Raw genomic sequence first — 24,696 nt, forward strand, 5'->3', positions numbered from 1 at the left:
TATTATTTTTTTGCAATATGCAATTTATTTTTGATATCCTCAAATGCATTTAACGTTTTGTCAAGATGCTCTCTCTCGTGTGTAGCGGTAACACTCATACGAATACGGGCGTCTTTTCTCGCTACTGCGGGATAAATTATCGGGTTTGTATAGATTCCGTGTTCTAAAAGAAGTCTACCCACATCACCCGTAATATGCGGATCTCCAATTTTCACCGGTACCACGGCTGAACAGGTAGTTCCTGTATCTAATCCCATATCATCTAATCCTTTTTTGAAGTAATTGATATTATCCCAAAGTTTAGCGCGCCATTGCGGCTCTTCATCTATTAATTCAATAGCTTTAATGATTCCTGTAGCTGTAGGAGGTGGTGTAGTTGCAGAGAAGATCTGCTGACGAGATTGAAACCTGATAAAATTAGTCAATTTTTTATTAGCAATTACATATCCTCCCAAATTACCAAATGTTTTACTGAATGTTCCTGTAATGATATCAATTTTATCCAGTAAACCGGTGTCTTCAATTGTTCCTCTTCCTGTATTTCCTAAAATCCCTACTCCATGCACGTCATCAACCATTAAATATGCATTGTATTTTTTTACTAATTTATATATTTCTTCAATTGGGGCTGTATCTCCATCCTGAGAATACACTCCATCAATAACCACCAACTTGGTACGGTATTGACTTTCTGAAGTTTTTAATATGTGTTCTAAAGCTTCTAAGTTATTATGTGGGAATGTTTTTCTGTTTGTCAGAATACATCCTTCATATACACTTGCATGTACTGCCATATCTACTATAGCAATATCTTCTTTCTGAAGAAGAATCTGCAAGGTAGCACTATTTGCTGTATATCCTGTAGTAAAAATTACAGCTTCATCCTGGGTTCTACCAAAAAAAGTGGCTATTTTTTCTTCCAACTCATTGTGATACGAGTAATATCCTCCAATAAGTGGAGTGGCTGCAGTTCCTGCGCCATATTTTTCTACCCCTTCAATGGCTGCTTGTTTTACTTTAGGATGTTGTGTAAATCCTAAATAATCACTTGTAACGAAGCTTATAAATTCTTTTGTAGTATTCTCTGCAGTAACGTTCATTATTGAGCTGCATCCGGTATTATTTTGTAGTCTATAACGATGCCCATTAGACTTCATATAATCTAAAAAATCATAATAAACATTCGCCCTTTCCATCATATCTAATCCTGCAATATTCTCAAAATCTTTAAAAGTCGCTGTTGTAAAATCTATGTTCATCCTTAATTATTAGTTTTGTGAGTTATTTATAACAAATATAACATTATATCGTTTTACTTTTTTGTTTTTTTTTCAAAATATGAGCATATTTTTATCCACAATTACAGCACGTTACCCCTTAGATTGTCTTTTGCTTTAAAAATTAAAATCACAATCAATTTTACCTATCGATTTTATCAAAATTTATTATTTTATGCATTCAAAAAATAGTCGGAAATTTGTGTTTTTTCAAAACTATTCTTTAAGAAGACAGCATTATGAATGATTCAGAAAAAGCAGGCAAAAAAAGTTACAGATTCAAGCTTATTAAAATAGGTATCTTCTTATCGGGTCTTTCTGTATTTGCACAGCTTTATCTTTTTCAGCCTCTTCTTCCTTTAGTAAGTGAATATTTTAATGCGGGAGCCGGAAACAGCTCTCTTTTGGTTTCTTCTTCCACCATCGGAATGGCTGCAGGACTTTTTTTCTTTGCCTTTAAAGCGGATGCATACTCGCGGAAAAAATTAATGGTCTTTTCTCTTCTTTCTTCTGCCTTACTCACTTTTATCTCGACATGGATCCCTAATCTCAGCATTTTAATTGCAATCGGATGTTTGAAAGGTTTTGTAATCTCCGGCGTTTCGGCTGTAGCACTTGCTTATCTTACCGAGGAAGTTGAAATTTCGTCTATAGCACTTGCGATCAGCATGTATCTGAGCGGAAATACGATAGGAGGAATGAGCGGAAGAATTTCTACAACCATTTTAGCAGGAGAATACGGCTGGAAAAACGCTGTTATGATCATTGGAATTATAAGTCTTGTATTGGGTTTAGTTTTCTGGAAGATATTCCCAAATTCACGCTTTTTTCATCCTCAGAAAATAGATTACTCTTTAAAGATCAAACAAATGAGACGGTTTCTCTCAGATCCTTTTTTATTATCTTTATTCTGTATTGCGGCTCTATTGATGGGTACTTTTGTAAGTATTTATAATTATTTAAGCTTCCGACTTGAAGCTCCTCCATTTTCATTGAGCCATTATTTTATCGCTTTAATTTTCTTAATGTATATTTTCGGAGTTTTCGGAACGATGCTCACAAGTTATTTATCAAAACATTATGAGAAAAGAAACATCCTGAAGTTTTCAATTTTAACGATGTTCGCCTCTTTATTTCTCTTCTATTCGCAAAACATCTATCTTCTCATAATAGGCTTAGCGTTGTTTACGCTCTGTTTTTTCTCTGCACACACTATGGCAAGTCAAATGATAGCTATTCGGGCGAAATTCGGAAAATCTTCTGCAACTTCTATCTATTGGCTGTTTTATTATTTTGGTTCAAGTATTCTGGGGAGCGGAACAGGTTATTTATTACACGCTACTTCATGGACTTTTTTTGTAAGCTTGCTTGCTTCCATCCTATTTATTGCATTTCTTTTATCTGGAAAACTACTTTTATTTTCTAAACAACCTTCTTAATAGTGAGTCGATTTTCCAATATCACATATTTTTCCTACAGATAATGAATATGTTAACAATTTTCTTCAATTAATTTTACGAAAAATCACAAATCCGTGGAATTTAAGGCATAGTATTTGCAACGTGTTGTACGAGTAAGTTTATAAAAACATCAAGAACAAATTTTTGAATTTATAGCTTGTAAGCACCCAAATCTTAATTATATATTTTATTTACGAAAAACCCACAATTGTTATGATTGTGGGTTTTGTTTTTTATATTTCTTATACTATTTAGGTAAAATAGGTGGAGAAATTCTCTGGTTTCTTGTAGATAAAGTCGTTAAAAATGCTTCCAACTGCATTACTTCTTCATCCGTTAACTCCAACAATCTCAGCATATCAGATTTTTGGGAAGTTAATTCAATCCCGTTATGAACAGTTGTTCGATTTTTATAAGGTTCCGGATTTCCTTTGTTATAGATCTGAATAATATCTGCTAAAGAAGTAAAAGATCCGTTATGCATCCAAGGTCCTGTTCTTACCACTTCACGTAAACTTGGCACACGAAATTTACCTACGTCCTCCGATTTTTTAGTAACCAAATATCTTCCTAGATCTTCTTGTTCTGAACTTAATAAAGAGGTTCCAATATTTTCAAAACGATTATTTGAAAAATACCCTGAATTATGACAATTAATACATTGCGCTTTTGTACGAAATAAATGAAGCCCCATGATTTCGTTATCTGTAAAAAGATTAATTTCACCATCAATAAAACGGTCAAATTTACTTGGAGAACTTTTTATCGTTCTTTCAAAAGTAGCAATAGCTTTAGCAATTCTTTCTTTTGTTATTGCTTTATCTCCAAAAGCTTTTTCAAATAATATTTCGTAACCTTTTATTTTAGCAATTTTTCCTGCAGCTATATCAATATGCTCACTCATTTCTTTTTGATCCTGAATAGGCATTTCAGATTGTTCCTCTAATGAAGAAGCGCGACCATCCCAAAATAATGAGGTTGCATATGCTGTATTTAAAATACTCATTGCGTTTCGGGTTCCTAATTGCCTGTCGTGGCCAAAAGAAACCATCCTATTGTCACACCACCCTAATTCAGGATCATGACAAGAGGCGCACGCAATTTGATTAGAACCCGAAAGACGCGGATCATAGAATAAAGTTTTTCCTAGCAATTCTTTCTCTGAAGAATATTCATTGTCTTTTGGAAATTGTATATCGGGAAGGTGTCCTATCTCTGAAAAATAAGGTTTTGCTTCTTCATCCAGCATGGGAACAGGCCATTTTGAAGAATCACCGGAAGCATATAATTCTCTCAACTTGGCGATGAAAGATTTTTTCTGCTCAATATCTTTCTGAACTTTATTGCTCAGACAGTTATTCAAAAGTGAAACGGTAAGGAATAAAACTAAAACCCAGCTTAGCGTATTCTTCATTTTTTCCGACGAATTTCAGCAAAAATAGGTATTAATTTTATATTGAAATAAAAGACAGCCGCAATCAATATGATCACGGCTGTAAAAGATTATTTCATATGCTTATCAAAAAAAGCAAGTACTTTCTCCGGCGTTCTTCCGAAATAATTGTATCCGTCTTTAAATCGATGAGGGGTATTTTCTATCCAGTACAATTCTTTTTCCGTACTTGGTATGGTATCGAATGTAGCTTGTGCATCTTCCGGATTTTTCGTCCAAGCATCTTCTTTTACCTGCCACATGAGCAAAGGCATTTTAATTTTAGCTGTAAAGAGTTTAGGATCCATTTCTGCTCTGGTAAAACCTCCAGCTTTCATCAATTCCAAATCTAAAAGTTCCAGATATTGAGAAACACCTTGCAATTCTGAGAATGCCTGATAAATAGCTCCCATTGACGGAACTAACGGACTCGCCATGCAAGTCACATTTTCGAATAGATCAGATCGTTTGTGTATTGCCACATATTGTGAACAGCCTCCCATACATTGACTAAACAACCCTACTTTCATTTTACTTAATCTTGGATGATTGTCTACATAGTTTTTCACTCCGACGCAGTCTCTCCATTCCAGCAAACCGATTCCCGACACATTATTATTAGCTGATCCACTTTGCCCGTGATTTCTGATATCGTAAGCCAAAACATTGTAGCCTGCATCCGTTAAATGCTTCATTTGTATTACAAAATCAATTTCTACATTATCAAAGTTGCTGAAAGGTTCTCCTAAATGCCCTTGAAATCCGGCACGAGACATTGGTAAAGCATGATTGAAAATAATTAATTTATCACTTTCTCCTCCTTTTGCCGGAATATACCAACCACTTAAAGGAACTCCATCATCTGCCGGGAAATAAATATCTTCCCAACCTTCCATATTGTAATCATCAGGTGTTTTATGCAATATGCTTCTGAAATCACGTTTTACAATCCCAACCATTCCCATAATTTTAGCATAATCTTCGGGAGAGATCATATTAAGCTGCTCAGCTGCTTTTTCTAAATTTTCTTTTGATATTCTAGGCTTACCTGTCGACTGTTGTTCGGCTCCAGCAAGATGTATTTGATTTTCCATTTTTCTATTTTAATTTTTTATTTTGGAATTATTTAAGTGTATTTTTAAAGAATTGATTAAGCTCATTAACCGCTTCTTCTACATAATTTTCTCTATCATAGAGAGACATATGATTAGCTCCTTCTACCACATATTTACTTTTATCTGACGAAACTGCTCTGTTTAGCAAATCATCACTCATCCATGCACTTCCCGCATTGCTTCCAACGATCGCTAATAGTGGCTGTGTAAAAAAAGCTTCTGCTTTATTATAAGCATCGTAAGAAATAATTTGAGAAAGACTTCTCGCAGTAGCAAATCCAGGTGCAGTAGGAAACTGACATCTATCTGTATGATAATATTCCCAAGCTTCTCTTAATTCTTCATTAGGAGCATCTTCTTCTTTCAGAGGTGCTAACGGAATTGTTTGTACTTCAGGATTATTGGCATCCGCAGTTCTTGCATTAGAACCCGCCACCAAATAGGGTAAAGCATCTGCATCTTTTACATTATTTTCCCAACCATTTCTGAACATAGAACCTATATTCACTGCACTTACCATTCCTACTGCTTTAATACGATGATCGTTGATAGCCGCATTTGCAGTATATCCTGCTCCGGCGCAAATCCCCATCGCTCCAATATTTTCCCGATCTGTATAAGGAAGAGTGGTCATATAATCAATCACCGCACTTACATCTTCTGTTCTGATATAAGGATTTTCTAATTGACGAGGCTCTCCTGTACTTTCTCCCTGATAAGAAGCATCATACGCAATCGTTACAAATCCTTGCTCCGCTAACTTTTTTGCATACAAACCTGCAGTTTGTTCTTTAACACCACCTCCCGGATGTGAAACTACAATCACAGGATATTTTTGGTTTTCGTTAAATCCTTCCGGAAAATTAATTACAGCTGCCATTGTAATATTTCCGTTGTTCGTGTTTCTGAAGTTTACCTTTTGTTGTATCATAACTATTTATTTTTGTTGTTCTATTTTGATAATCCAAAGGTATAGAGAGTACAAGTCTGGAAACGTAAACAATTTACCTGAAAACAGATACATTTTACAGATTGGTTTTTATTTCTCTAAAAAACAAAAAAAGCAGTCTTTCAACTGCTTTACTCTATTTTTGATTTCTAAAAACCTTGGGAGACATTTCTGTTTTCTTCCGGAAAAACCTTGCAAAATAATTGGGATAATCAAATCCTAAACTATATGAAATTTCACTGATTGATAAATCCGTATTTCTGAGCTTATCTTTCGCCTGCTCCAACACAAAATTATGAATATGATCTATCGGAGCTTCTCCTGTAAAGTGTTTGATCAGGTCCCCAAAATAATTGGCAGAAAGATTCGCTTTTTCAGCAAAATAAGCAACAGAAGGCAATCCAGCCACATCTTTATAAAAATATTCTTTCAGGTTTTGATAAAATTCTTCAATCACTTTATTATACATCTTACTTCTTGTATCGAACTGGCGATTGTAATAGGTCTGCGTATAAGAAAGTATTAAACCTATATAAGAAATAATAATATCCTTTGAATACTGAGGTTTCTCAAACTCATCGTATACTTTTGAAAACAAATCCCAAATGATTAGTTCTTCATCTTTAGTAAGAAAAAGCGCTTCATGATTATTGTAATGGGAAAAATTGTAGTTTTTAGCCAATTGATTGATGTATTTGGCACTTACGAATATATTGAAACCTGAAGTCGGTATATTGATATCCCAATCCAACGTATTTTGAGGAGAGTCCATATACATAAACGATTTCCCCTGATCTTCAATATGAACGGTTTCTATATAATTCTTTTCCAAAGGCGGTTTTATGGCAAGCAAATAAAAATCTATGGTTACAGGATCGGAATGAAGCCGTATATTTTTTTCTTTTTCATAATTGATAATGTGCAGATCATTATTTTTAATGTCTTTTACATTAAGATAATCTGCAAATTCTTTTAAATCGAATATCCGTTTTTCCATTATCATTTAATTTAATATTCAAAAATACTAATGAAATTAAAAATAAACCTGATACTTTTTAAGGTTAAATGGAAACATTTTACAGATATGAAGAATTTCTCATCGTATTCTTTATTTTATAATCAGGAAATAATTCATTGTTTTTAAGCAACTTAAAGCCAAAACGTAATTATTTTAAAATTATAGCATTCCCAAACTTGACAAAACCAATAAAAATGCTATTTTTATTGGTTTTTTAAAAGCCCTTGTAATTATGCAGCCTGATGCTTCTCATAAGCTGATTCCAATGACTACATTCGTCATAGAATATTATTCCCACGAAGGATATGCAGATCTTCAAACATTAAAATTGATGAAGAACTATGCTAACTTTCTAAAAAAGCCTTTACATCTAGGAATGTTTGTTCCTGTAGATGAAAAAGGGAATGTACTGAAAGAACCTAAAAATTACGCGTCTTGGAAAACATTGGAGCACAACAGCAAAGGAGAAACGAATGATACTTCTGTGTTTGAAGAATACAGAATATATCAAGCTGCAGAACAACACTGCTTATTCAAAGGGTTTAAAGTAGATTACAACGGATATTCCCGGGTAAGAATTGTTGCTACTTACAATACCTCTATCGAATTGTCTTTTAACAAAACTGATCTTAGTTTCTTATCATTTCAGGATGTGGAATCTCTTATCAGTCTTCATGATATTTATTTAACACGAACCGCTTTACGCTTAATTGGTATAAAAAGAAAATAAAAAATTCCTTACTTATCATTAGAAAACCATACTATTGATTTATGATGATTCAATTATAAATCATAATAAGCTCTGTATTTTCATTTTTATCTGTTCAAAATTATTTTTTCCGAAACTAAAGTATATCCAAAAAAAAATCCTCAGAAATTCTGAGGATAAAAACTAATAACCATGAAAACTCAAATTAAACATGAGTTACATTCTTCTATTAAAATTTTGTGCCAAATAAATCACATAACCATTTTTTTAGCATTTATTAAGATTATTTAAGAAAAAATAGTAAAATTTTCCAGGTCCATCCGAAGCTTATCATTAATTTTAATCGTAAACTGAATAAAAATGCTCACTTTGTAATTTAAAATAAGAATCTATTTATGGCATAATAATAGGTAATTATTACATATCAACCAAAAACCATCCACAAAATGAAATCAGCAAAAAGTTTAAGAGGAAAGACCGTAGTGATTACAGGAGGCAGTAGTGGTATAGGAAGAGCAGCGGCAGAAGCATTTGCCTTGGAAGGTTGTAACATTGTAGTTGCAGCCAGAGGAAAAGAAGGACTTGACGAAACGGTAAGTCTATGCCGCGATCTTGATGTGGCCGCAATGGGCGTCCCGACCGATGTTTCTATAGCCGGAGACGTTCAGAATCTTGTCAACAAAGCTTTGCAATTCAACGGAAGAATCGACATCTGGGTAAATAATGCAGGAGTTATGGCAAGCGGAAAATTTGAAGAAATTCCCATTGAGCTTAACGAACAAGTCATCAAAACTAATTTGTTCGGTTATATGCATGGTGCCTACAGTGTTTTGCCTGTTTTCAAAAAACAGCAAGAAGGTATTTTGATCAATAATATTTCAATCGGAGGTTTTATGCCCGCACCGTACAGTGCAGCTTATTCTTCTGCCAAATTTGGAATCCGTGGAATGATGGAATGTCTTCATGGGGAAGTTTCAGACTTCCCTGATATTCATATCTGTAATCTTTATCCACAAATCCAAAGATCGACGGGAAATATGCATTCTGCAAAATATTCAGGGTTGGATTTTAAAATTCCACCATTTGCAGCAGATCCGAGAGATACAGCAGCAAGTATTGTACAGCTCGCTCAACATCCTAAAAAAGATCTTTTCCCAGATTTCACCTCAATGATCCTCAAAAATGTCTATGGATTATTTCCTAAACCTATTATGAATACGGCTTCCGCAGCTATGAGAGTATTGATGAGGGTAAAAAAAGCTCCTAATGACTCCGGAAATGTTTTAATTCCATCATCGGAACCGCATCGTATTTATGGAGAAACGATGTTCCCTTTACCTTCAAGAAAAACGACTCTGGCTATTGTTGCCGGTTTAGGATTAGGTTTGTCTTATATGCTTTTCAAAACAAAATCCTCAAAGTAATTAATACCAGCTAAAACGACGGGTATTCTAAATATAAAAAAACGGATCATGATATAACCATGATCCGCTTCAATTAAAAATATACGAAACTATTTTCCTCCACCACTGTTTTTTTCAACATCGGTTTTGGTATTTTCTTTTACTTTCTGGTTTCCAAATCGCTTTACAAATGAGATAGAAGCTCCGTACCAATCCCACTTCGAGGCATTTCTGAAAGTTGCTCCCTGTGTATATGTTGTTGCATCATAATTCGGTCGTTGGAAAATATTCATCAGCTGAAGACTAACTTCCATTTGAGTCTTCGGGAATATTTTCGTGGCAGAAATATTATGGAAAACATTCGGCTTATTGGTCGTAGAGTTTCCGTTATTCTGGTTAGAAACTTCAACCCAAGCACTCAGATTAATGTTTTTATTAAAAAGATTGGTGTAGGAAAGATTGGTTGAAGCACTCAAATAGCTGATATAACTGTTTGCTTGGTCCAATTTATTTTTCTGATTAAAATCACTGTTATCGATATAATACCAACCTAACCCAAGATTTACTGTAAATTTATTTTTAAAGAAGGTCTGGTTTGTATTCGCGTACACATAATACTTATGAACTTTTCCCGCAAAATTAGACGGTTGGGTAATGGTTATTTTCTGGTCTTTTCCTTCAGAGTTTTTAATATCTCCCTGTACATAATCTGTCCAATAATCCTGATCGGTAAACATATATCTTGCTGAGATAAAGTATTTCTTCAAAATTCCAAGTTTCATATATACTCTATCACTTGGATTGGGTTCCAAATCGATATTTCCGCGGCTGTAAAAACCATCGTTATTAGGAATTAAAAAAGGATTGAATTCTGCATACCAAGGTCGCCATATATTTTTATTATAGGTTAAACTCAGATCATATTTATCTGAAAAGGAATATTTAACTAAAATATTAGGTAAGAATTTACCGTAAGAGTCTTTTCTTGAAGTTCCAGCAACATCCTGACGAATTTTATAATCAATATACTCGTAACGAAGTCCTACTCTGGTTTCTAATTTTTTGAAGAACGTCTTACTGTAGTTTCCATAGATTGAACCAATCTGATCCTCATAATGAAAAACGTCGTTTTTACTTAAGCTGCCCAAATTATTTCCGTACAAACTATTTGGAATTACATTATTATTAAAATCCATTTTACCACCAATTTCAAAGTTTCCACCTGATTTTCCTAATGGTTGAGTATAATCAATTTTAACATAGTAATTTCTGTTTTCCGTATCTGTAATTACGCCTATATCTTTCGTTGATGCACCATCATTTACGGAAAGCATATCTTTAATGTAGTAACTGTCATCCGATTGTCCATAGTAGTTTGTCCCTAAGTTTACATCTAAAATTTTATTCTTTTCCTTATCATACCATTTATAAAAAACATTTGTTCCCAGATTTCGATTAAGACCACTTGAGGTTTGATTCTGCGTATAAGAATTATCAAATTCCCCGTTAATATTTTTTAATCCGTCTGCATCAGAAGAAGAGCTAGAATTACTTTGGTAATATTCCAGAATAACTCCAACTGTATTTTTATTATTTAACTCAAATTCTGAAGTGGAAGAAAGCGATGGACTTTTGTATCGTCCAATCGTTTTTGAATTGATCTGAGTCGTCGAATTATCTTCATACAAAGTATAAAGACTTGAATTTTTCTGTACATTGGTATTGTCACTATAACTTCCAATAAGCGTTTGTGTAAAGTTTTTCTTATGATAGTTTAAGTTCAGATTGCTGTACTGAGAATTTTTAGTATTCTGTCTGTTATTGAAAGTCACACTCCCTTTCATTCCTTCATCATCACGCTTCCTTAAAACAATATTGATCACCGATCCGGTTGCTTCATATCGTGAAGAAGGACTCGTAATCACTTCAATCTTCATCAGATTATCGGCAGGAATTGTCTTTAGATATTCTTTTAATTCTTTCCCTGTAAAAACAGTTTTACGGTCATTAATGTACACCGTTACCGTTTCTCCTTCCGCTTTTATGGCATCATTATTATCAATACTCACCAAAGGCGTCATTCGCAATACATCCCAAGTAGTGTTTCCCGCAAGAATAGAGCTATTCGCAACATTAAAAACAGTACGGTCAACTTTAGACTCTACAGTAGGTTTTTTGGCCACAAAAGTGACTGCTTCTATTTCTTGTTCTTTTATTTTTGATGCTACTGTATCTTTTTCAGCTTGGGCAAAAACGAAAGTCCCCATTAATAAAGCGATTGGCGCTATAATATTTTTCATTAAAATGATGTTTTCCATCTATAAGACACCAATGCGGGAATATTCGTTACACCACAAAACGTTAAATAAAGTTAATATTAAGAATTCAATTCCCAATTTTTCTAAAATAAAATCTATTATAAGTTTATAAACAAGAATAATTTCAACAATAAATAGAAATACACCTCTTTTTCTTTCATCAAAACAAGATTTATAAATTTGCAACTTAAAAATTAATCAATGACAATACAGGATCTCGTAGGCAGTTATTCAATTCAAGGTAGTAATCAGGAAGAAACAGACAGCGTTTCTTATCATGGCATATTAACTTTATCACTTGATGAAAATAACAGAATCATTGCTCAGTGGATTATCGGAGATCATTTACAAAACGGTACCGGTTTTTATAAAAACCATATTTTGGTGATCAATTTTAATTATGAAGGGGATGATCACAAAATCTATAAAGGTGTAGCTGTATATCGTTGTCTCAACAAGGATATTTTGGATGGTTTTTGGTCTGAAAAACATGGTAACCCTTTGTATTTGGGAAGTGAGTATTGTGTGCGTCTTCAACATTCGGAGTTTTTGCATTGATTTTTCAGTCGTTTTTTCCAAACTAATCATTAATCTCAACCTCATGTATTCTGGAAAATAATATCATCATTTCCAATACTCAAAAAACTCATTCTGAGCTAAATTTGGAATTTTAAAAAAAATTCTAAAGAGAATTGGACTTTTATTTTGAAATTTTTCCGCTACTGCGTAAATTTGCAAAAAGGAAAATTTATGAACTATACACTTGAACTCAATACGCAGGAACCAGGTTCTAACATTGTTTTTAACAACATCGTATTTGATGCGTTCAAAGTGAATATTGTTGAAAGACATATCGGAACGATGCGTTCTCGCTCAAAATTAAATCATGTCCTGTTCAAAGTCAGAACGTTAGACAATGATTTAATTAAAACTAAAGCAGGTAACGGAAGAATCAAAATAAAAGGTGAAGATTTTGAAATATACCAAAGATCTATGCAGAATTTGGCTTCATATGAATATAAAAACAAGCTTATCAACAGAAAAAAGGTTGAGGAAGAGTATGTTCACTTCATTCTAAGATTGGTTATTTCTAATTATACCCTAAACTAATAAACACCAGAGTTTACTTGTAAACCATCAATATCCTTTTTATAATTGTATAATTAGGATCGTATTTCTGTTTTTATATTTTAAAATTTCAAACAGAGAAAGAAGGATCTATTACAAGAATACCTTGCTATTTTCTGCATTAAAAATATAATTCATTACATTTACAATCTATTGATTATACACTCCCAAATTTAAGCAGGTGAAAATTCATAATAAAAAAAAGTTACTGAGCTTTTTGAAGTTTAAAAGAGACTTTCAGAAGTTTGGACTTGAAAAAGCACGCAGCTACGAACTTATTCTTCATTGGTTAAATAACAGACTCAGCAGAAATCAATTTCTTGTTTTATCAGGAATTCTTGTAGGCTGTACTGCAGGTTTAGCCGGAGTGATATTAAAGACACTGGTTCACGATATTCACCATTTTATTACAACCAAAGTTCATTTTGAATATCAGATCTTATTTTACATTGTTTTTCCGTTTTTAGGAATTGTTTTAACGACAAGTATTGTTCTTACTTTATTTAAGGGACAGGACAGAAAAGGAATTGGAGCTATATTATACGAAATCGCACAGAATTCCAGTATTGTATCTTCAGTTAAAATGTATTCTCAAATTGTTCAAAGTGCCGTAACGGTAGGACTTGGTGGATCTGCAGGATTGGAAAGTCCGATTGCAGTCACCGGTGCAGCCATCGGTTCAAATTATGCGCAAACCTACCGACTAACCTATAAAGAACGTACACTTTTATTAGCTGCCGGAGCTACTGCCGGAATCGCATCAGCTTTTAATGCCCCGATTGCCGGAATTATGTTTGCCTTCGAAATATTATTGACAGGGGTTGTATTCACAGACTTTATTCCTTTGGTTGTTGCTGCGGTATGCGGAAGTTTGTTATCCAGAGTTTTACTTCAGGAAGATATTTTATTTAGATTTTACACAAGAGAGCCTTTCAATTATCGTAATGTGCCTTATTATCTTATTTTAGGGATTGTTACAGGATTGTATGCACGATATTTTGTGATCATTTCTCAAAAAGTAGAACATTTTATAAAAGGATTACAAATTTCCCGTTTAAGAAAAGCCATGTTTGGTGGTGCTGTATTATCCTTATTGTGTGTACTTTTCCCACCGTTATTCGGGGAAGGTTATGATACAATAAAGGCTTTTACCAACGGAGATACTCACAAAATTATTGAAAACAGTCTTTTCAGATATTTTGAAATCAAGGAGATCACCATTATTATTTTCCTTGTTCTTGTTCTTCTTTTAAAGGCTTTTGCTACTTCTTTTACTATTTTCAGCGGAGGAAACGGAGGGAATTTTGCACCTTCTCTTTTTGCAGGTGGGACTGTTGGTTATTTATTTGCTATTATTTGTCAGCAAATTGGCTTTACAGACGTTCCAATTACCAATCTTGTTTTGGTAGGAATGGCAGGAGCTATGAGTGGCGTTATGTATGCTCCGTTAACTGCAATTTTTTTGATTGCCGAGTCTAGTTTTGGATATGATTTGTTCATTCCATTGATGATTGCATCTATTTTATCGTATCTCATTGTGAAATGGTTCTCTCCTATTTCTCCGGAACTTAAATCGATGGCTGATCAGGGAAAAATCTTTACCAATAAACATGATAAGAATTTATTGTTTTCTTTAAAAACTGAAGATTTTATTGATCGATATTCTCAAATTATTCAAGAGAATGCTCCTATTGATGATCTATTTGAACTAGTAAAAAACGGAGATAAAAATATTTTCGCCATCGTGGATGATCAAAAAACATTACGCGGAATATTAACGTTAGATGATATAAGACCTTATTTATTTACGATTGATAAAGTTTCCATGACCATTACTGAGATTATGAAAACGCCTCCTGCAATCATTCATCCGGAAGAAAGTCCTTTGGAAATTCTTCAGATCTTTGACGACACAGGTGTTTGGAATTTGCCGGTAGTGGATACCAACAATATATTCATTGGGTTTATTTCTAAGTCTAAAATCTTAATGAGTTACAGACAATTGCTGAAAGAATACTCAGATTAAATATTGATCGTTGATCTGATGATATAAAAAAACTATTCCGGGAAAATGAGCCATTAAAAGCTGATATTTTCTCGGAATAATTTTAATTTTAGGCGACTTACACCATTGTCATTCTGACGAAGGAAGAATCTCATACATAATCTAGATTCTTCATTTCACTATATTACATTCAGAATGACAGAGTCATAATAATGAGATAACAGGATTAATGTAAAATTGTATATAGTTACCTAATTTTATATACTTTCCCCTTTCTCATTCTCTTTTAAAAGAAAGGAAAACGTACTTCCTGCTCCATATTCACTTTTTACAAAGATATTTCCGCCTTGAGATTCTATAAATTCTTTACTGATGCTTAATCCTAATCCTGTTCCTTCTTTTTTGGTTCCCGGAATCCTGAAATAGCGGTCAAATACTTTTAAAACATATTGAGGTTCAATCCCCTGTCCTGTATCTGTCACAGAAAACATGACTTTATCATCCAGTTTTTTGACTTCTATCGCAATATCAGAGTTTTCATAAGAATAACGGACAGCATTGGAAAGTAAGTTATTGAGAACCCATGCCGTTTTTTCACTGTCAGCTAAAACATAGTGAACTTCAGGAGAGATATTCACAAGAAATTTGATCTGTTTCTGATCTGCTGCTGCTCTATTGGCATCTATTGCATATTCTACTATTTTTGAAATCTCAGAAGGTTTAATATTTAGCTTGATAGATCCGCTTTCCAACTGAGCGATATTCAAGAGTTCTCCCGTGATTTTTAATAATCTGTTGGTATCATCTTTAATTCCGTTCACCAAATTTTTCTGATCTTCATTCAGGTTTCCAACCTTATCATTTTCAAGCAATTGTAATCCCATCTTTATAGAAGAAATAGGTGTTTTAAACTCGTGGGAAACTGTTCCTATGAAATTGGTTTTCGCTAAATCCAGTTCTTTAAACGGAGTAATATTATGCAGCATAATTACCTGTCCTATAAACTGACTTTCTTCTTCTCCTGTAGGTACAATATTAATATCGATCACATCTTTTTCAAAATAGCTTTCTTTACCATCTGCATAGATTTTCATAAGTTCAGATTCGGTTTTTGCATTAGGATGGATGATATCTTTGATAATATTCCTTACCAAATCATTGGTAACAGCAACATCCTGAATCAATTTCCCCACAAAATCTTCTTTTTTAAGTCCTGTAATACTTAACGCTTCATCATTTACAAAAAGAACCTTTTTATTTTCATCAATTCCAATTACAGGATCCTGCATATTATCGATCAGTGTTTCGATACGTTTTTTACCTTTTAAGATCTTTTCCAACTTACTTTCTGAATATTCATGAATCTTTTCGGCCATGGTATTAAAAGATCTGGCCAGTTCGCCAAATTCACTGTTGCTTTTAAAGTGAACTCTTTCTTTGTAATTCTGATTGGCAATCTGTTTAATACTTGCAGTGAGTATTCTAATCGGATCAGCAATATTCGACGGAAGATTTACCATTAAAATAAATGCCATTAAAAAACAAAGCGTTCCCACAATAGAAATCACCGTAATGGCATCTTTAGCCGTTTCATCGGCAATACTGCTCTTATGTTGAATGGCAGCCATATTGAGCTGCATTAATTCTGCAATGTCTTTTCTGATGGAGGACTTTAACGACGTATTCTGAAGATCTTTTTTCAAAGCAGAAAAATGAATAACGACCTCTTCCGTAGCTTCTCTTTCACCGGGTTCCGTAACATTCTCTCTTTGCTTGTCCAAATATTTTTCAAATACTCCAAAAGCCAATGGATCTGAATTTACTTCCTCCAGCGCCAATAACATATTTCTGGAATATTCCAGCGTATTATAATTGGCCACTAAGATGTTATTGGTATCCCGTTTCAATTGATTGATGTACCATGCACTTAATACCGAAAGCACGATAATCATAATGAACAAAAGACCTACACCAATATTAAGTTTTGTTTTAATTCTCATGATAAAATAACCAGATCAATATTTTCCTGTGACAGTTTATTAAGTAAAGTATTAAAAGTATCTGTTGCCAGAATAATTTTCCATAAGTTCAAATGCGGTTTTCCGATGCATACAGTCGTAATTTTTCGTTCTTCACATTGTTCCATGATCGTATGGGCAACATTCGGATTATCTACTTTTATAATTTCGGCTCCTAATTCTGTTGCTAATTTAAAATTATTAATCAGATGACGCTGCTTATCCAACGCGATTTTATCAGAACTTTCACGAGGAATCTGTACATACAGAAGATACCATTGACTGTTGTAATAATTAGCCAGTCTTGCCGTTTTTCTGATCACATTTTTAGCCGTTTTTTCATTGGAACTGATACACGCTAAAAACCTTTCTTTTTTAATCGCTTTATGAATAGTAACTTCCGATTCTACTTTTCTTGTCACCTGTGAAGCTACTTCTTTTAAAGCCAGCTCTCTAAGCTGTAAAATACTTTCAGATCTAAAAAAATTATTGAGCGCGGAATTAATTTTCGTCTGATCATAAATTTTCCCTGCCTTTAATCGATTGATGAGTTCTTCAGCAGTTAAATCAATATTCACTACTTCATCTGCCTGAGAAAGCATAGAATCCGGAACTCTTTCTTTGACTTCAATATCCGTAATATTTTTTACTTCTTCATTTAAGCTTTCAATATGTTGAATATTCACTGCTGAAATCACATTGATCCCGGAATCCAGAATTTCCATGACATCCTGCCAACGTTTTTCGTTTTTGCTGCCTTCGATGTTCGTATGAGCCAATTCGTCAACAATCACCACTTCGGGACGGAGATTCAGTACAGCCTGAACATCTAATTCTTCCAGCTCTTTTCCTCTGTAGAAAAGTTTTCTTCGGGGGATAATTGGCAACCCATCTAATAAAGCATGGGTTTCTTTACGATTATGTGTTTCAATATAGCCGATCTTTACATCTATTCCGTTTTCTAAAAGGGCATGAGCTTCCTGCAGCATGCGGTACGTTTTTCCTACCCCTGCGCTCATTCCTATGTATACTTTAAACTTTCCTCTTCTTGAATTTTTGATAAGATTAAGAAAGTCTTCCGCAGAATTTCCGTCTTTCGACATATTGTATTTTTTTATTATTTTAAGTTTAATTTTGTTTGACATTGCGTTCCAAACTTTCTATTCGTTTTTCCAATGCTTGGATTTTTTCTGAATCTGTCATCTGAGGCGGAGAATCTTCTTCAATTTTCCATTTCTGGTATCCGATCCATATTCCCGGAACGAGCATGACCACCAAAAGCAAATCCCATAAAAGTACATTCTTCAGAGATCGTTTCTCTCGTTCTTTAGTAATAGATTCAAATTTAAAATACCTTGACAGCAAAAAAGTTGCCCAGCCAATAAAAAGGCAGTTGATAAAGTAAAAGTAAAATCCACCAATAAAATAGGTAAAATCAAGGTGGGCAATTCCATAAGCAGCCGTACATAGTGGCGGCATACAAGCTGTAGCAATAGCGACACCTGCAATGATTTTTACACCTTCTTTTTTTACAATCCCTATAAAACCTGCCAATCCGCCAAAAAAAGCCAGAAAAATATCAAAAATTGAGGCTTTTTGAAATGCTTCCAACAATTCTGTGGAATGATCGAAAGGATTAATCAGGAAAAATAATGTTGCCGAAGCTAAACTGACCATCGTCATTTTAATCCAGTTTCGGGCTCCTTCAATTCTAAGATTTTTATCATTAATGGCCAATCCAAAAGCGAATCCGATTACAGGCCCCATTAAAGGAGAAATCAACATCGCTCCAATCACTGCACTTATCGAATTGGTAGTAAGACCAATACATGCGATAATCATGGCAAACCCCAAAATCCAAAGATTGAATCCTTTAAAGATGACTCCTTCTTTTATTTCTCCATAAGTTTCCCACTCATGTTCTTCTTTCGCTGTGTAAATCTGCTGTCCTAAGTATCTCTTAAAAATGTCGAATCTTCTCATTCAATTATATTTTAAGGAAAGTTAGAAAATTTACACGCATTTTTGTACATCCTATCGTAAAATCCCCGACCGATTTCTCGGCAGGGATGTTTAGTTAATTTGGAAACAATTAAAAACTTACCGCCAGTGATGTCACTGCCATAAGATTATTATTTTTAAGACGATTATCCCTATTCAGAAAAATCTCATCTTTGCTATTTAAATTTTTGATTTCCGTTCTCCAAACCAGATTGGGAAGAATCCAATAATCTGCATTGAAAGAATATCCAAAAGTTTTGAACCCGTTTTCTGTTCCGGTAGCAATGATGACTCCTTTTTCATCACTGTAGTATTCTCCTCTTGCAGTAAAACTTAATTTTTCTGTTGGAGAATATTTAGCAATAATCACAGGTGAATACCAAATATTGTACTGATCACTTCCTTTAGCTTTCTGTTCGGCTCCAATATCAAATCCTGTAATCAACGCAAATTTTTTGCTCAATTGGAAGCTTCCATACAAATTGTGGAAATATCTCATCTGTTTTAGACTGTCCGGTTTATCATTTCCAATGAAAGAGCTGCTGTTCAGGGTAATTTTTTCATTGAGCTTAAATGTTAACTGATGACCGAAAGCAACTGTAGAATTTCCGTCTACACGTTGAATTCTTTGCCAACCGTTCAGAACCAATCCGCTTACAAACCATTTTCCGTTGTCGCTCGTATAAGAAATTTTAACACCTGTCTCAAAATAAGGAGAATTTTCGGCCAACAAACTTCTTGTTAAGGTAAAACAGTCTTTACTTACAGCACTTTCAAAACCAATATGAGAAGGCATAACTCCTGCATCAATCCAAAGATTTTTATTCTTTGAAATTTTCACTCCTACATTAGCTTCATAGATATTTTTTAAAACTCCGGATTCTGCCGCATAGTTGGAATTCATATAAGTCCCGGCTGCCAAAGCAATATTCGCTCTGAATTTTTCATTTTCATAATTGGCTTTTATAAACCCTAAATTTAAGTTCACTTCATTGTTTCGATGATGACTGTATATAAAAGCAGGACGTGAGTTATTTTGGGGATTGTTGAATTCATATTGATAATACAATTCAGCATACCCCGTAATTGTTAATGATTTTTTTTCCTGTGCAAATCCTAAAATTGAAAATCCTAGTAGTAAAAATATACACAGTATTTTTTTATTCATTTTAAAAATTGATTGATAATGTAAGTGAGTCATTTGTTAATACTAGGAATATACTATTTTTAATTACAGTCTGAAAATAACAGCTAATGTCAAGCGGCTATCTCTTTTTCTCAAATCCGGTCTCCAGTTTTCAACAGCTGTATCTGCCCATCCGTCCGGACTTGTAGTGCCTTCTCTTCCTGCAAAATATGGAATATTGCTGCTTCTGTACCCATATTCCAGTCTGAAAGTACAAAACTGATTGGGCATATAATCGAAAGTTGCAGTTCCCTGAAACATTTTCAGATCTTTTCCTGCTGCAAGTGCATCATTAAAATCATTATTGGCTACCGGAGAAGGCGCAAATGCCAAATAGGCTCCCGGATTGCTGATTACATCACCTCTTAAAGTTAATGCAAATTTGTTTTGATTAAACCATAATCTATTGGCTAAAGACGTTCCTATCATATAATTATCTTTTGCTTTAACACCTGCACCGGATTGAAAACCATAATGGGTATTTAAGCTGAAAGCTGCCTGCGAAATCCCTTTGCTATCTTTTCTGTTAAAATATCTTGCAACAACACTGTTATCATGGTGAAATCTTCTCACTCCTGGATTATTTCGGGTATCTTTTCCGTTTAAATAAAAATTAGCAACCAATTGTAAGTTTTCATTAGGACGGTAGTAGTTTGAGTTTCCGATTGACAATCCTGTATTCCATGAATTATAGGTTTGCCAACCATTCATTACCCAAACTTCTGTTTTAAATTTTTTAGAAGGATACGCCTGAATCCTTGCCCCCTGAAAATAGAAAGGGGTAAAATCACACACTAAACTTCGTTGATAATTCCAGTTTTCATTAAGAACATAGCTTTCCAAGCCAATATAGCTCATAAAAATCCCCGCTTCAACATTTAAACCGTGCATTACATCAAAATGATAACCTCCTGCAGCTTCACGGATGTATTTTAAATTGCTTGTAGATGTGTTTTTTCCATGATTTACCGTTCCGTCAAGATCTTGTACAATGGATCCCATTTGGCCAAACTGTAACCAAAGTCGACCGATTACATTTTTATAATTTGTTTCTAAACCAATACTCGCCATATTAATGGTAAACTCATTGGAACGGCCTATTGCCGAAGAAGCGTTGTGGGTATTATCTTTTGGACGATTAAAGTCATAATTAAAATATGAATCAACATAAGCCACCCCGGTTATAATAGTTTCTCCATCTTTATCTTTTAACGTAAGCGGAAAATCAGTTTGTCTATTTTGTCCGTTGATCCAAGAAAGGTCATACCCTTCAAACGGGATTTTAGATTGGGTGATTATAGAGTCTTTTTTTACATTTTCAATAGATGCAGAATCTGCAGTTTTTTTCTGAGAAAAAGCCCATTGATTGGTTGCCAAGCATAATACGGTAATTGCAAGGCTCATTGTTTTTTTCATTTCTAAAATTTCTTTTTTAATTATTTTAAACCATCTAAAGCGAGGTTAAGCTTCAGTACGTTGATTTTTTCAGTTCCGAATAATCCCAACAGTGGTTTTTCTGTGTGAGATGTTATTAATTCCTGAATTTTATTTTCATCGATATGTCTGATTTTAGCAATTCTTTTTACCTGAATTTTTGCCCCCTGTACAGAAATATTGGGATCTAATCCTCCTCCACTCGCAGTTACCATATCCGATGGTATTTCTGATTTCTGAATTTCAGGATTGTGCTTTATAAAATGGTCTATTCTTTCCTGGACGGTCTTAAGATAATCAGGATTAGAAGGTCCCTTATTACTTCCTCCTGCTCCTGCAGCATTATAGTCTACCGCTGAGGGACGTGACCAGAAATATTCATCTTTATCGAATTTTTGACCTATGTTGGCGTAATAGTAAGATGTTTTCGGTGAAATGTGAGAAGTCCCATTCCCCTTTTCACTGTTTACTAAAGTCTTCTCACTCTTAATGATTTCTCCTTTTCCGTTATTAGGACTTGCCTGAGCGATTCCGAAGATGAAAAGTGTATAAATTCCTGAGAAAAACACAGCACATAAAAGTGTTAATTTAATCGCTGGTAATATATTTTGTTTCATAATGATGAATGTTAGAGGTTGAAAGTAAAAAGTGTGAAGTTTAGTAATCTGCTTTTTACTTTTTACTTTTTACTTTTTACTTTTTACTTTAAATAAATAGTGATACAAAAAGATCAATAATCTTAATACCGATAAATGGAATGATAACCCCACCTAAACCATATATAAAAAGGTTTCTTCTTAGTAGTGCACTTGCTCCGATGGGTTTGTAAGCCACCCCTTTTAACGCTAGAGGAATCAACATTGGGATGACAATCGCATTGAAAATTACCGCTGAAAGAATCGCTGATTCCGGAGAATGAAGATTCATAATGTTCAACCCTTGTAATGCGGGAATGGAGGCAATAAATAACGCGGGAACAATTGCAAAATATTTTGCCACGTCATTCGCAATACTGAATGTTGTTAACGTTCCACGAGTCATTAATAATTGTTTTCCGATCTCTACCACTTCAATCAGTTTTGTAGGATCATTATCCAAATCCACCATGTTTCCTGCTTCTTTTGCAGCCTGTGTTCCACTGTTCATCGCAACACCTACATCTGCTTGTGCAAGAGCCGGAGCATCGTTAGTCCCGTCTCCCATCATGGCAACCAATCTTCCTTCCGTCTGTTCTTTTTTGATGTAATTCATTTTATCTTCAGGTTTCGCTTCTGCGATAAAATCATCAACTCCTGCTTTTTCAGCAATGAATTTTGCAGTCAGAGGATTATCTCCGGTTACCATCACTGTTTTGATCCCCATTTTTCTTAAACGGTCAAAACGTTCTTTAATCCCCGGTTTAATAATGTCCTGTAATTCTATAACTCCCAGCGCTTTTTCATTTTCTGAAACCACGAGCGGTGTTCCTCCGTTTTGCGAAATAACTCTGACTTTTTCTTCAACCTCTGTTGGAAATAGATTGCCCGAATTTGTAACAATATTTTTAATTGCGTCAGTTGCCCCTTTTCTGATTCGTGTGTTTTCATAGTTGATTCCCGAACTTCTTGTTTCTGCCGTAAAGTTGATGTACTCCGGTGAGATGTTAGAAGTAAGAAGTGCCAATTCTTTCTTTAAAACACCTTCAAAATCTAACTTTTCACTCAGTTCTACAATAGATTTTCCTTCCGGAGTTTCATCTGCCATAGAACTTAAAACCGCTGCTTTTATCAATGTTTTTTCTTCAATTCCATTGGCCGGATAAAAATTCGTAGCTTTTCTGTTTCCTATAGTGATGGTTCCTGTTTTATCCAACAGTAATACATCAATATCTCCTGCCGTTTCTACCGCTTTACCACTTTTTGTTATCACATTGGCTCTTAAAGCTCTGTCCATTCCCGCAATACCGATTGCTGATAATAATCCTCCAATTGTAGTTGGAATCAGACAAACAAATAATGAAATAAATGCTGCAATAGTAATCGGTGTATTGGCGTAATCACCAAATGGCTTCAACGTAACAGTAACAATGATAAATACTAATGTAAATCCTGCCAAAAGAATCGTTAAAGCAATTTCATTCGGAGTTTTCTGTCTTGATGCACCTTCAACCAAAGCAATCATTTTATCTAAGAAGCTTTCTCCGGGTTCTGTGGTAACTTTTACTTTAATTTTATCTGAAAGTACTTTCGTACCTCCGGTTACACTGCTTTTATCACCTCCCGCTTCTCGAATTACCGGCGCACTTTCTCCTGTGATCGCACTTTCATCGATTGTAGCTAATCCTTCAATAATTTCTCCGTCTGAAGGAATAATATCTCCTGTTTCGCAGAAAAACACATCTCCTTTTCTTAATTGATTAGAAGGAACTATTGTAATTTCCCCGTTGGAAGAGAACATTTTTGCAGGGGTTTCTTCTCTGGTTTTTCTTAAAGAATCTGCCTGAGCTTTTCCTCTTGCTTCTGCTATGGCTTCTGCAAAATTGGCAAAAAGCAGGGTGATAAATAATATTGCTGTTACAATGATATTATAGATAATGCTTCCCTGAGAAGTTTCTCCAGCTGCAATCCAAACACAAACTCCAGCCATTACCAATGTTCCGATATACACCATAAACATAACCGGATTACGGAACATTTTTGCAGGGTGTAATTTTATAAATGATTGTTTCAATGCTTCATTCACTAAATCAGCCTGAAACAAGTTGTTATTATTTCCTTTCATTTTTTTATTTGTTAGAAGTAGAAAGTAAAATGTGAAAAGAGTAAAAATCATTCACATTCAAGTTTTTATACTTATATTTATTTTTTAACACATTTTTGATGAAACCACATAGAAATTTAAAAGCCTGGGGCGACAGTATTTCTTTGATTAAAGAAGTATATCTTGTTACCAAATCTTTTCCTAAAGAAGAACTTTTTGGCACCACTTCACAAATGCGGCGAGCTGCATTATCCATTCCTTTAAATATCGCAGAAGGAGCTGCAAGAACCAGTAAAAAAGAATTTGTCCGCTTTCTTGATATATCCATTGGATCTATTGCTGAACTTGATACTTTATTGATCATTTCATTTGAATTAGAATTTTTATCTAATGAAGAATTCCATTTGCTAAATAATAAGCTTGATTTAATTGGAAAACTCGTTTATGGTTTGAAGCGAAAGTTGCTTAGTGAGTAATATCTTTTTTTATTTGGTGAGAAGTTAT

The 24,696-nt window shown here is 34.2% G+C and carries 20 protein-coding genes; 7 read left to right on the forward strand and 13 right to left on the reverse strand.

Features of this window, described 5'->3' with window-relative positions; genetic code table 11:
* Positions 1 to 2: 2 nt before the first annotated feature.
* Positions 3 to 1,259, reverse strand: a complete 1,257-nt coding sequence (locus RM51_RS04175; protein WP_039365490.1) for an aminotransferase class I/II-fold pyridoxal phosphate-dependent enzyme — start codon at positions 1,257 to 1,259, stop codon at positions 3 to 5.
* A gap of 257 nt (positions 1,260 to 1,516) precedes the next feature.
* On the opposite strand from RM51_RS04175, the gene RM51_RS04180 reads away from it, so the two are divergent.
* Positions 1,517 to 2,716, forward strand: a complete 1,200-nt coding sequence (locus RM51_RS04180; RefSeq protein WP_039365492.1) for an MFS transporter — start codon at positions 1,517 to 1,519, stop codon at positions 2,714 to 2,716.
* A gap of 268 nt (positions 2,717 to 2,984) precedes the next feature.
* Here the strand turns inward: RM51_RS04180 and RM51_RS04185 are convergent, their stop codons facing one another.
* From RM51_RS04185 to RM51_RS04200, 4 genes are all read right to left on the reverse strand, one after another.
* Complete coding sequence (locus RM51_RS04185; protein ID WP_039365495.1) at positions 2,985 to 4,151, reverse strand: cytochrome-c peroxidase; 1,167 nt, start codon at positions 4,149 to 4,151, stop codon at positions 2,985 to 2,987.
* An 89-nt stretch (positions 4,152 to 4,240) separates the two neighbouring features.
* On the reverse strand, positions 4,241 to 5,263 hold the full coding sequence (locus RM51_RS04190) for an alpha/beta hydrolase family protein (RefSeq protein WP_052248387.1): 1,023 nt from the start codon (positions 5,261 to 5,263) through the stop codon (positions 4,241 to 4,243).
* Positions 5,264 to 5,291: 28 nt separating this feature from the next.
* Complete coding sequence (locus tag RM51_RS04195) at positions 5,292 to 6,215, reverse strand: alpha/beta hydrolase (protein ID WP_039365497.1); 924 nt, start codon at positions 6,213 to 6,215, stop codon at positions 5,292 to 5,294.
* A gap of 154 nt (positions 6,216 to 6,369) precedes the next feature.
* A complete protein-coding gene (locus RM51_RS04200) occupies positions 6,370 to 7,230 on the reverse strand; it encodes a helix-turn-helix domain-containing protein (RefSeq protein WP_039365499.1) in 861 nt (286 codons plus the stop codon).
* 253 nt (positions 7,231 to 7,483) lie between these two features.
* Between RM51_RS04200 and RM51_RS04205 the strand changes: the two genes are divergently transcribed.
* Both RM51_RS04205 and RM51_RS04210 read left to right on the forward strand, forming a co-directional pair.
* On the forward strand, positions 7,484 to 7,981 hold the full coding sequence (locus RM51_RS04205) for a hypothetical protein (RefSeq protein ID WP_039365501.1): 498 nt from the start codon (positions 7,484 to 7,486) through the stop codon (positions 7,979 to 7,981).
* 425 nt (positions 7,982 to 8,406) lie between these two features.
* Positions 8,407 to 9,384 (forward strand): SDR family oxidoreductase, encoded by a 978-nt coding sequence (locus tag RM51_RS04210; protein WP_039365503.1) that lies wholly within the window; start codon positions 8,407 to 8,409, stop codon positions 9,382 to 9,384.
* A gap of 89 nt (positions 9,385 to 9,473) precedes the next feature.
* Here the strand turns inward: RM51_RS04210 and RM51_RS04215 are convergent, their stop codons facing one another.
* Positions 9,474 to 11,663: an outer membrane beta-barrel protein gene (locus tag RM51_RS04215; protein WP_039366389.1), complete on the reverse strand. Its 2,190-nt coding sequence runs from the start codon at positions 11,661 to 11,663 to the stop codon at positions 9,474 to 9,476.
* A gap of 219 nt (positions 11,664 to 11,882) precedes the next feature.
* On the opposite strand from RM51_RS04215, the gene RM51_RS04220 reads away from it, so the two are divergent.
* The 3 genes from RM51_RS04220 to RM51_RS04230 all read left to right on the forward strand — a co-directional run bounded on the left by RM51_RS04220 (position 11,883) and on the right by RM51_RS04230 (position 14,835).
* Entirely contained in the window at positions 11,883 to 12,239 is a 357-nt protein-coding gene (locus RM51_RS04220; protein ID WP_039365505.1) for a hypothetical protein, read from the forward strand.
* Positions 12,240 to 12,431: 192 nt separating this feature from the next.
* Positions 12,432 to 12,791, forward strand: a complete 360-nt coding sequence (locus RM51_RS04225) for a hypothetical protein (protein ID WP_039365506.1) — start codon at positions 12,432 to 12,434, stop codon at positions 12,789 to 12,791.
* Positions 12,792 to 13,026: 235 nt separating this feature from the next.
* Positions 13,027 to 14,835 (forward strand): chloride channel protein, encoded by a 1,809-nt coding sequence (locus tag RM51_RS04230; protein WP_228375773.1) that lies wholly within the window; start codon positions 13,027 to 13,029, stop codon positions 14,833 to 14,835.
* Positions 14,836 to 15,071: 236 nt separating this feature from the next.
* On the opposite strand, the gene RM51_RS04235 is transcribed toward RM51_RS04230, so the two are convergent.
* The 7 genes from RM51_RS04235 to kdpB form a co-directional block, all read right to left on the reverse strand.
* Entirely contained in the window at positions 15,072 to 16,814 is a 1,743-nt protein-coding gene (locus tag RM51_RS04235) for an ATP-binding protein (RefSeq protein ID WP_039365510.1), read from the reverse strand.
* Entirely contained in the window at positions 16,811 to 17,935 is a 1,125-nt protein-coding gene (locus tag RM51_RS04240; RefSeq protein WP_039366391.1) for a histidine kinase, read from the reverse strand. Before RM51_RS04240 ends, RM51_RS04235 begins: the two co-directional genes overlap by 4 nt.
* Positions 17,936 to 17,960: 25 nt before the next feature.
* Positions 17,961 to 18,815 (reverse strand): DUF389 domain-containing protein, encoded by an 855-nt coding sequence (locus tag RM51_RS04245; RefSeq protein WP_052248389.1) that lies wholly within the window; start codon positions 18,813 to 18,815, stop codon positions 17,961 to 17,963.
* 109 nt (positions 18,816 to 18,924) lie between these two features.
* Positions 18,925 to 20,001: a porin gene (locus RM51_RS04250; RefSeq protein WP_039365512.1), complete on the reverse strand. Its 1,077-nt coding sequence runs from the start codon at positions 19,999 to 20,001 to the stop codon at positions 18,925 to 18,927.
* A gap of 63 nt (positions 20,002 to 20,064) precedes the next feature.
* Entirely contained in the window at positions 20,065 to 21,435 is a 1,371-nt protein-coding gene (locus tag RM51_RS04255) for an outer membrane beta-barrel protein (protein ID WP_039365514.1), read from the reverse strand.
* 20 nt (positions 21,436 to 21,455) lie between these two features.
* Positions 21,456 to 22,070, reverse strand: a complete 615-nt coding sequence (locus RM51_RS04260; protein WP_039365516.1) for a K(+)-transporting ATPase subunit C — start codon at positions 22,068 to 22,070, stop codon at positions 21,456 to 21,458.
* 88 nt (positions 22,071 to 22,158) lie between these two features.
* Positions 22,159 to 24,213 carry a potassium-transporting ATPase subunit KdpB gene (gene kdpB, locus RM51_RS04265; RefSeq protein WP_039365518.1) on the reverse strand — a complete coding sequence of 685 codons (2,055 nt, stop codon included), beginning with the start codon at positions 24,211 to 24,213 and terminating at the stop codon, positions 22,159 to 22,161.
* A 98-nt stretch (positions 24,214 to 24,311) separates the two neighbouring features.
* On the opposite strand from kdpB, the gene RM51_RS04270 reads away from it, so the two are divergent.
* Positions 24,312 to 24,668, forward strand: coding sequence for a four helix bundle protein (locus RM51_RS04270; RefSeq protein WP_039365520.1), 357 nt, complete (start codon positions 24,312 to 24,314; stop codon positions 24,666 to 24,668).
* Positions 24,669 to 24,696: the final 28 nt, after the last annotated feature.

The organism is Chryseobacterium taiwanense, assembly GCF_000813825.1.
GTDB classification, from domain to species: Bacteria; Bacteroidota; Bacteroidia; order Flavobacteriales; family Weeksellaceae; genus Chryseobacterium; species Chryseobacterium taiwanense.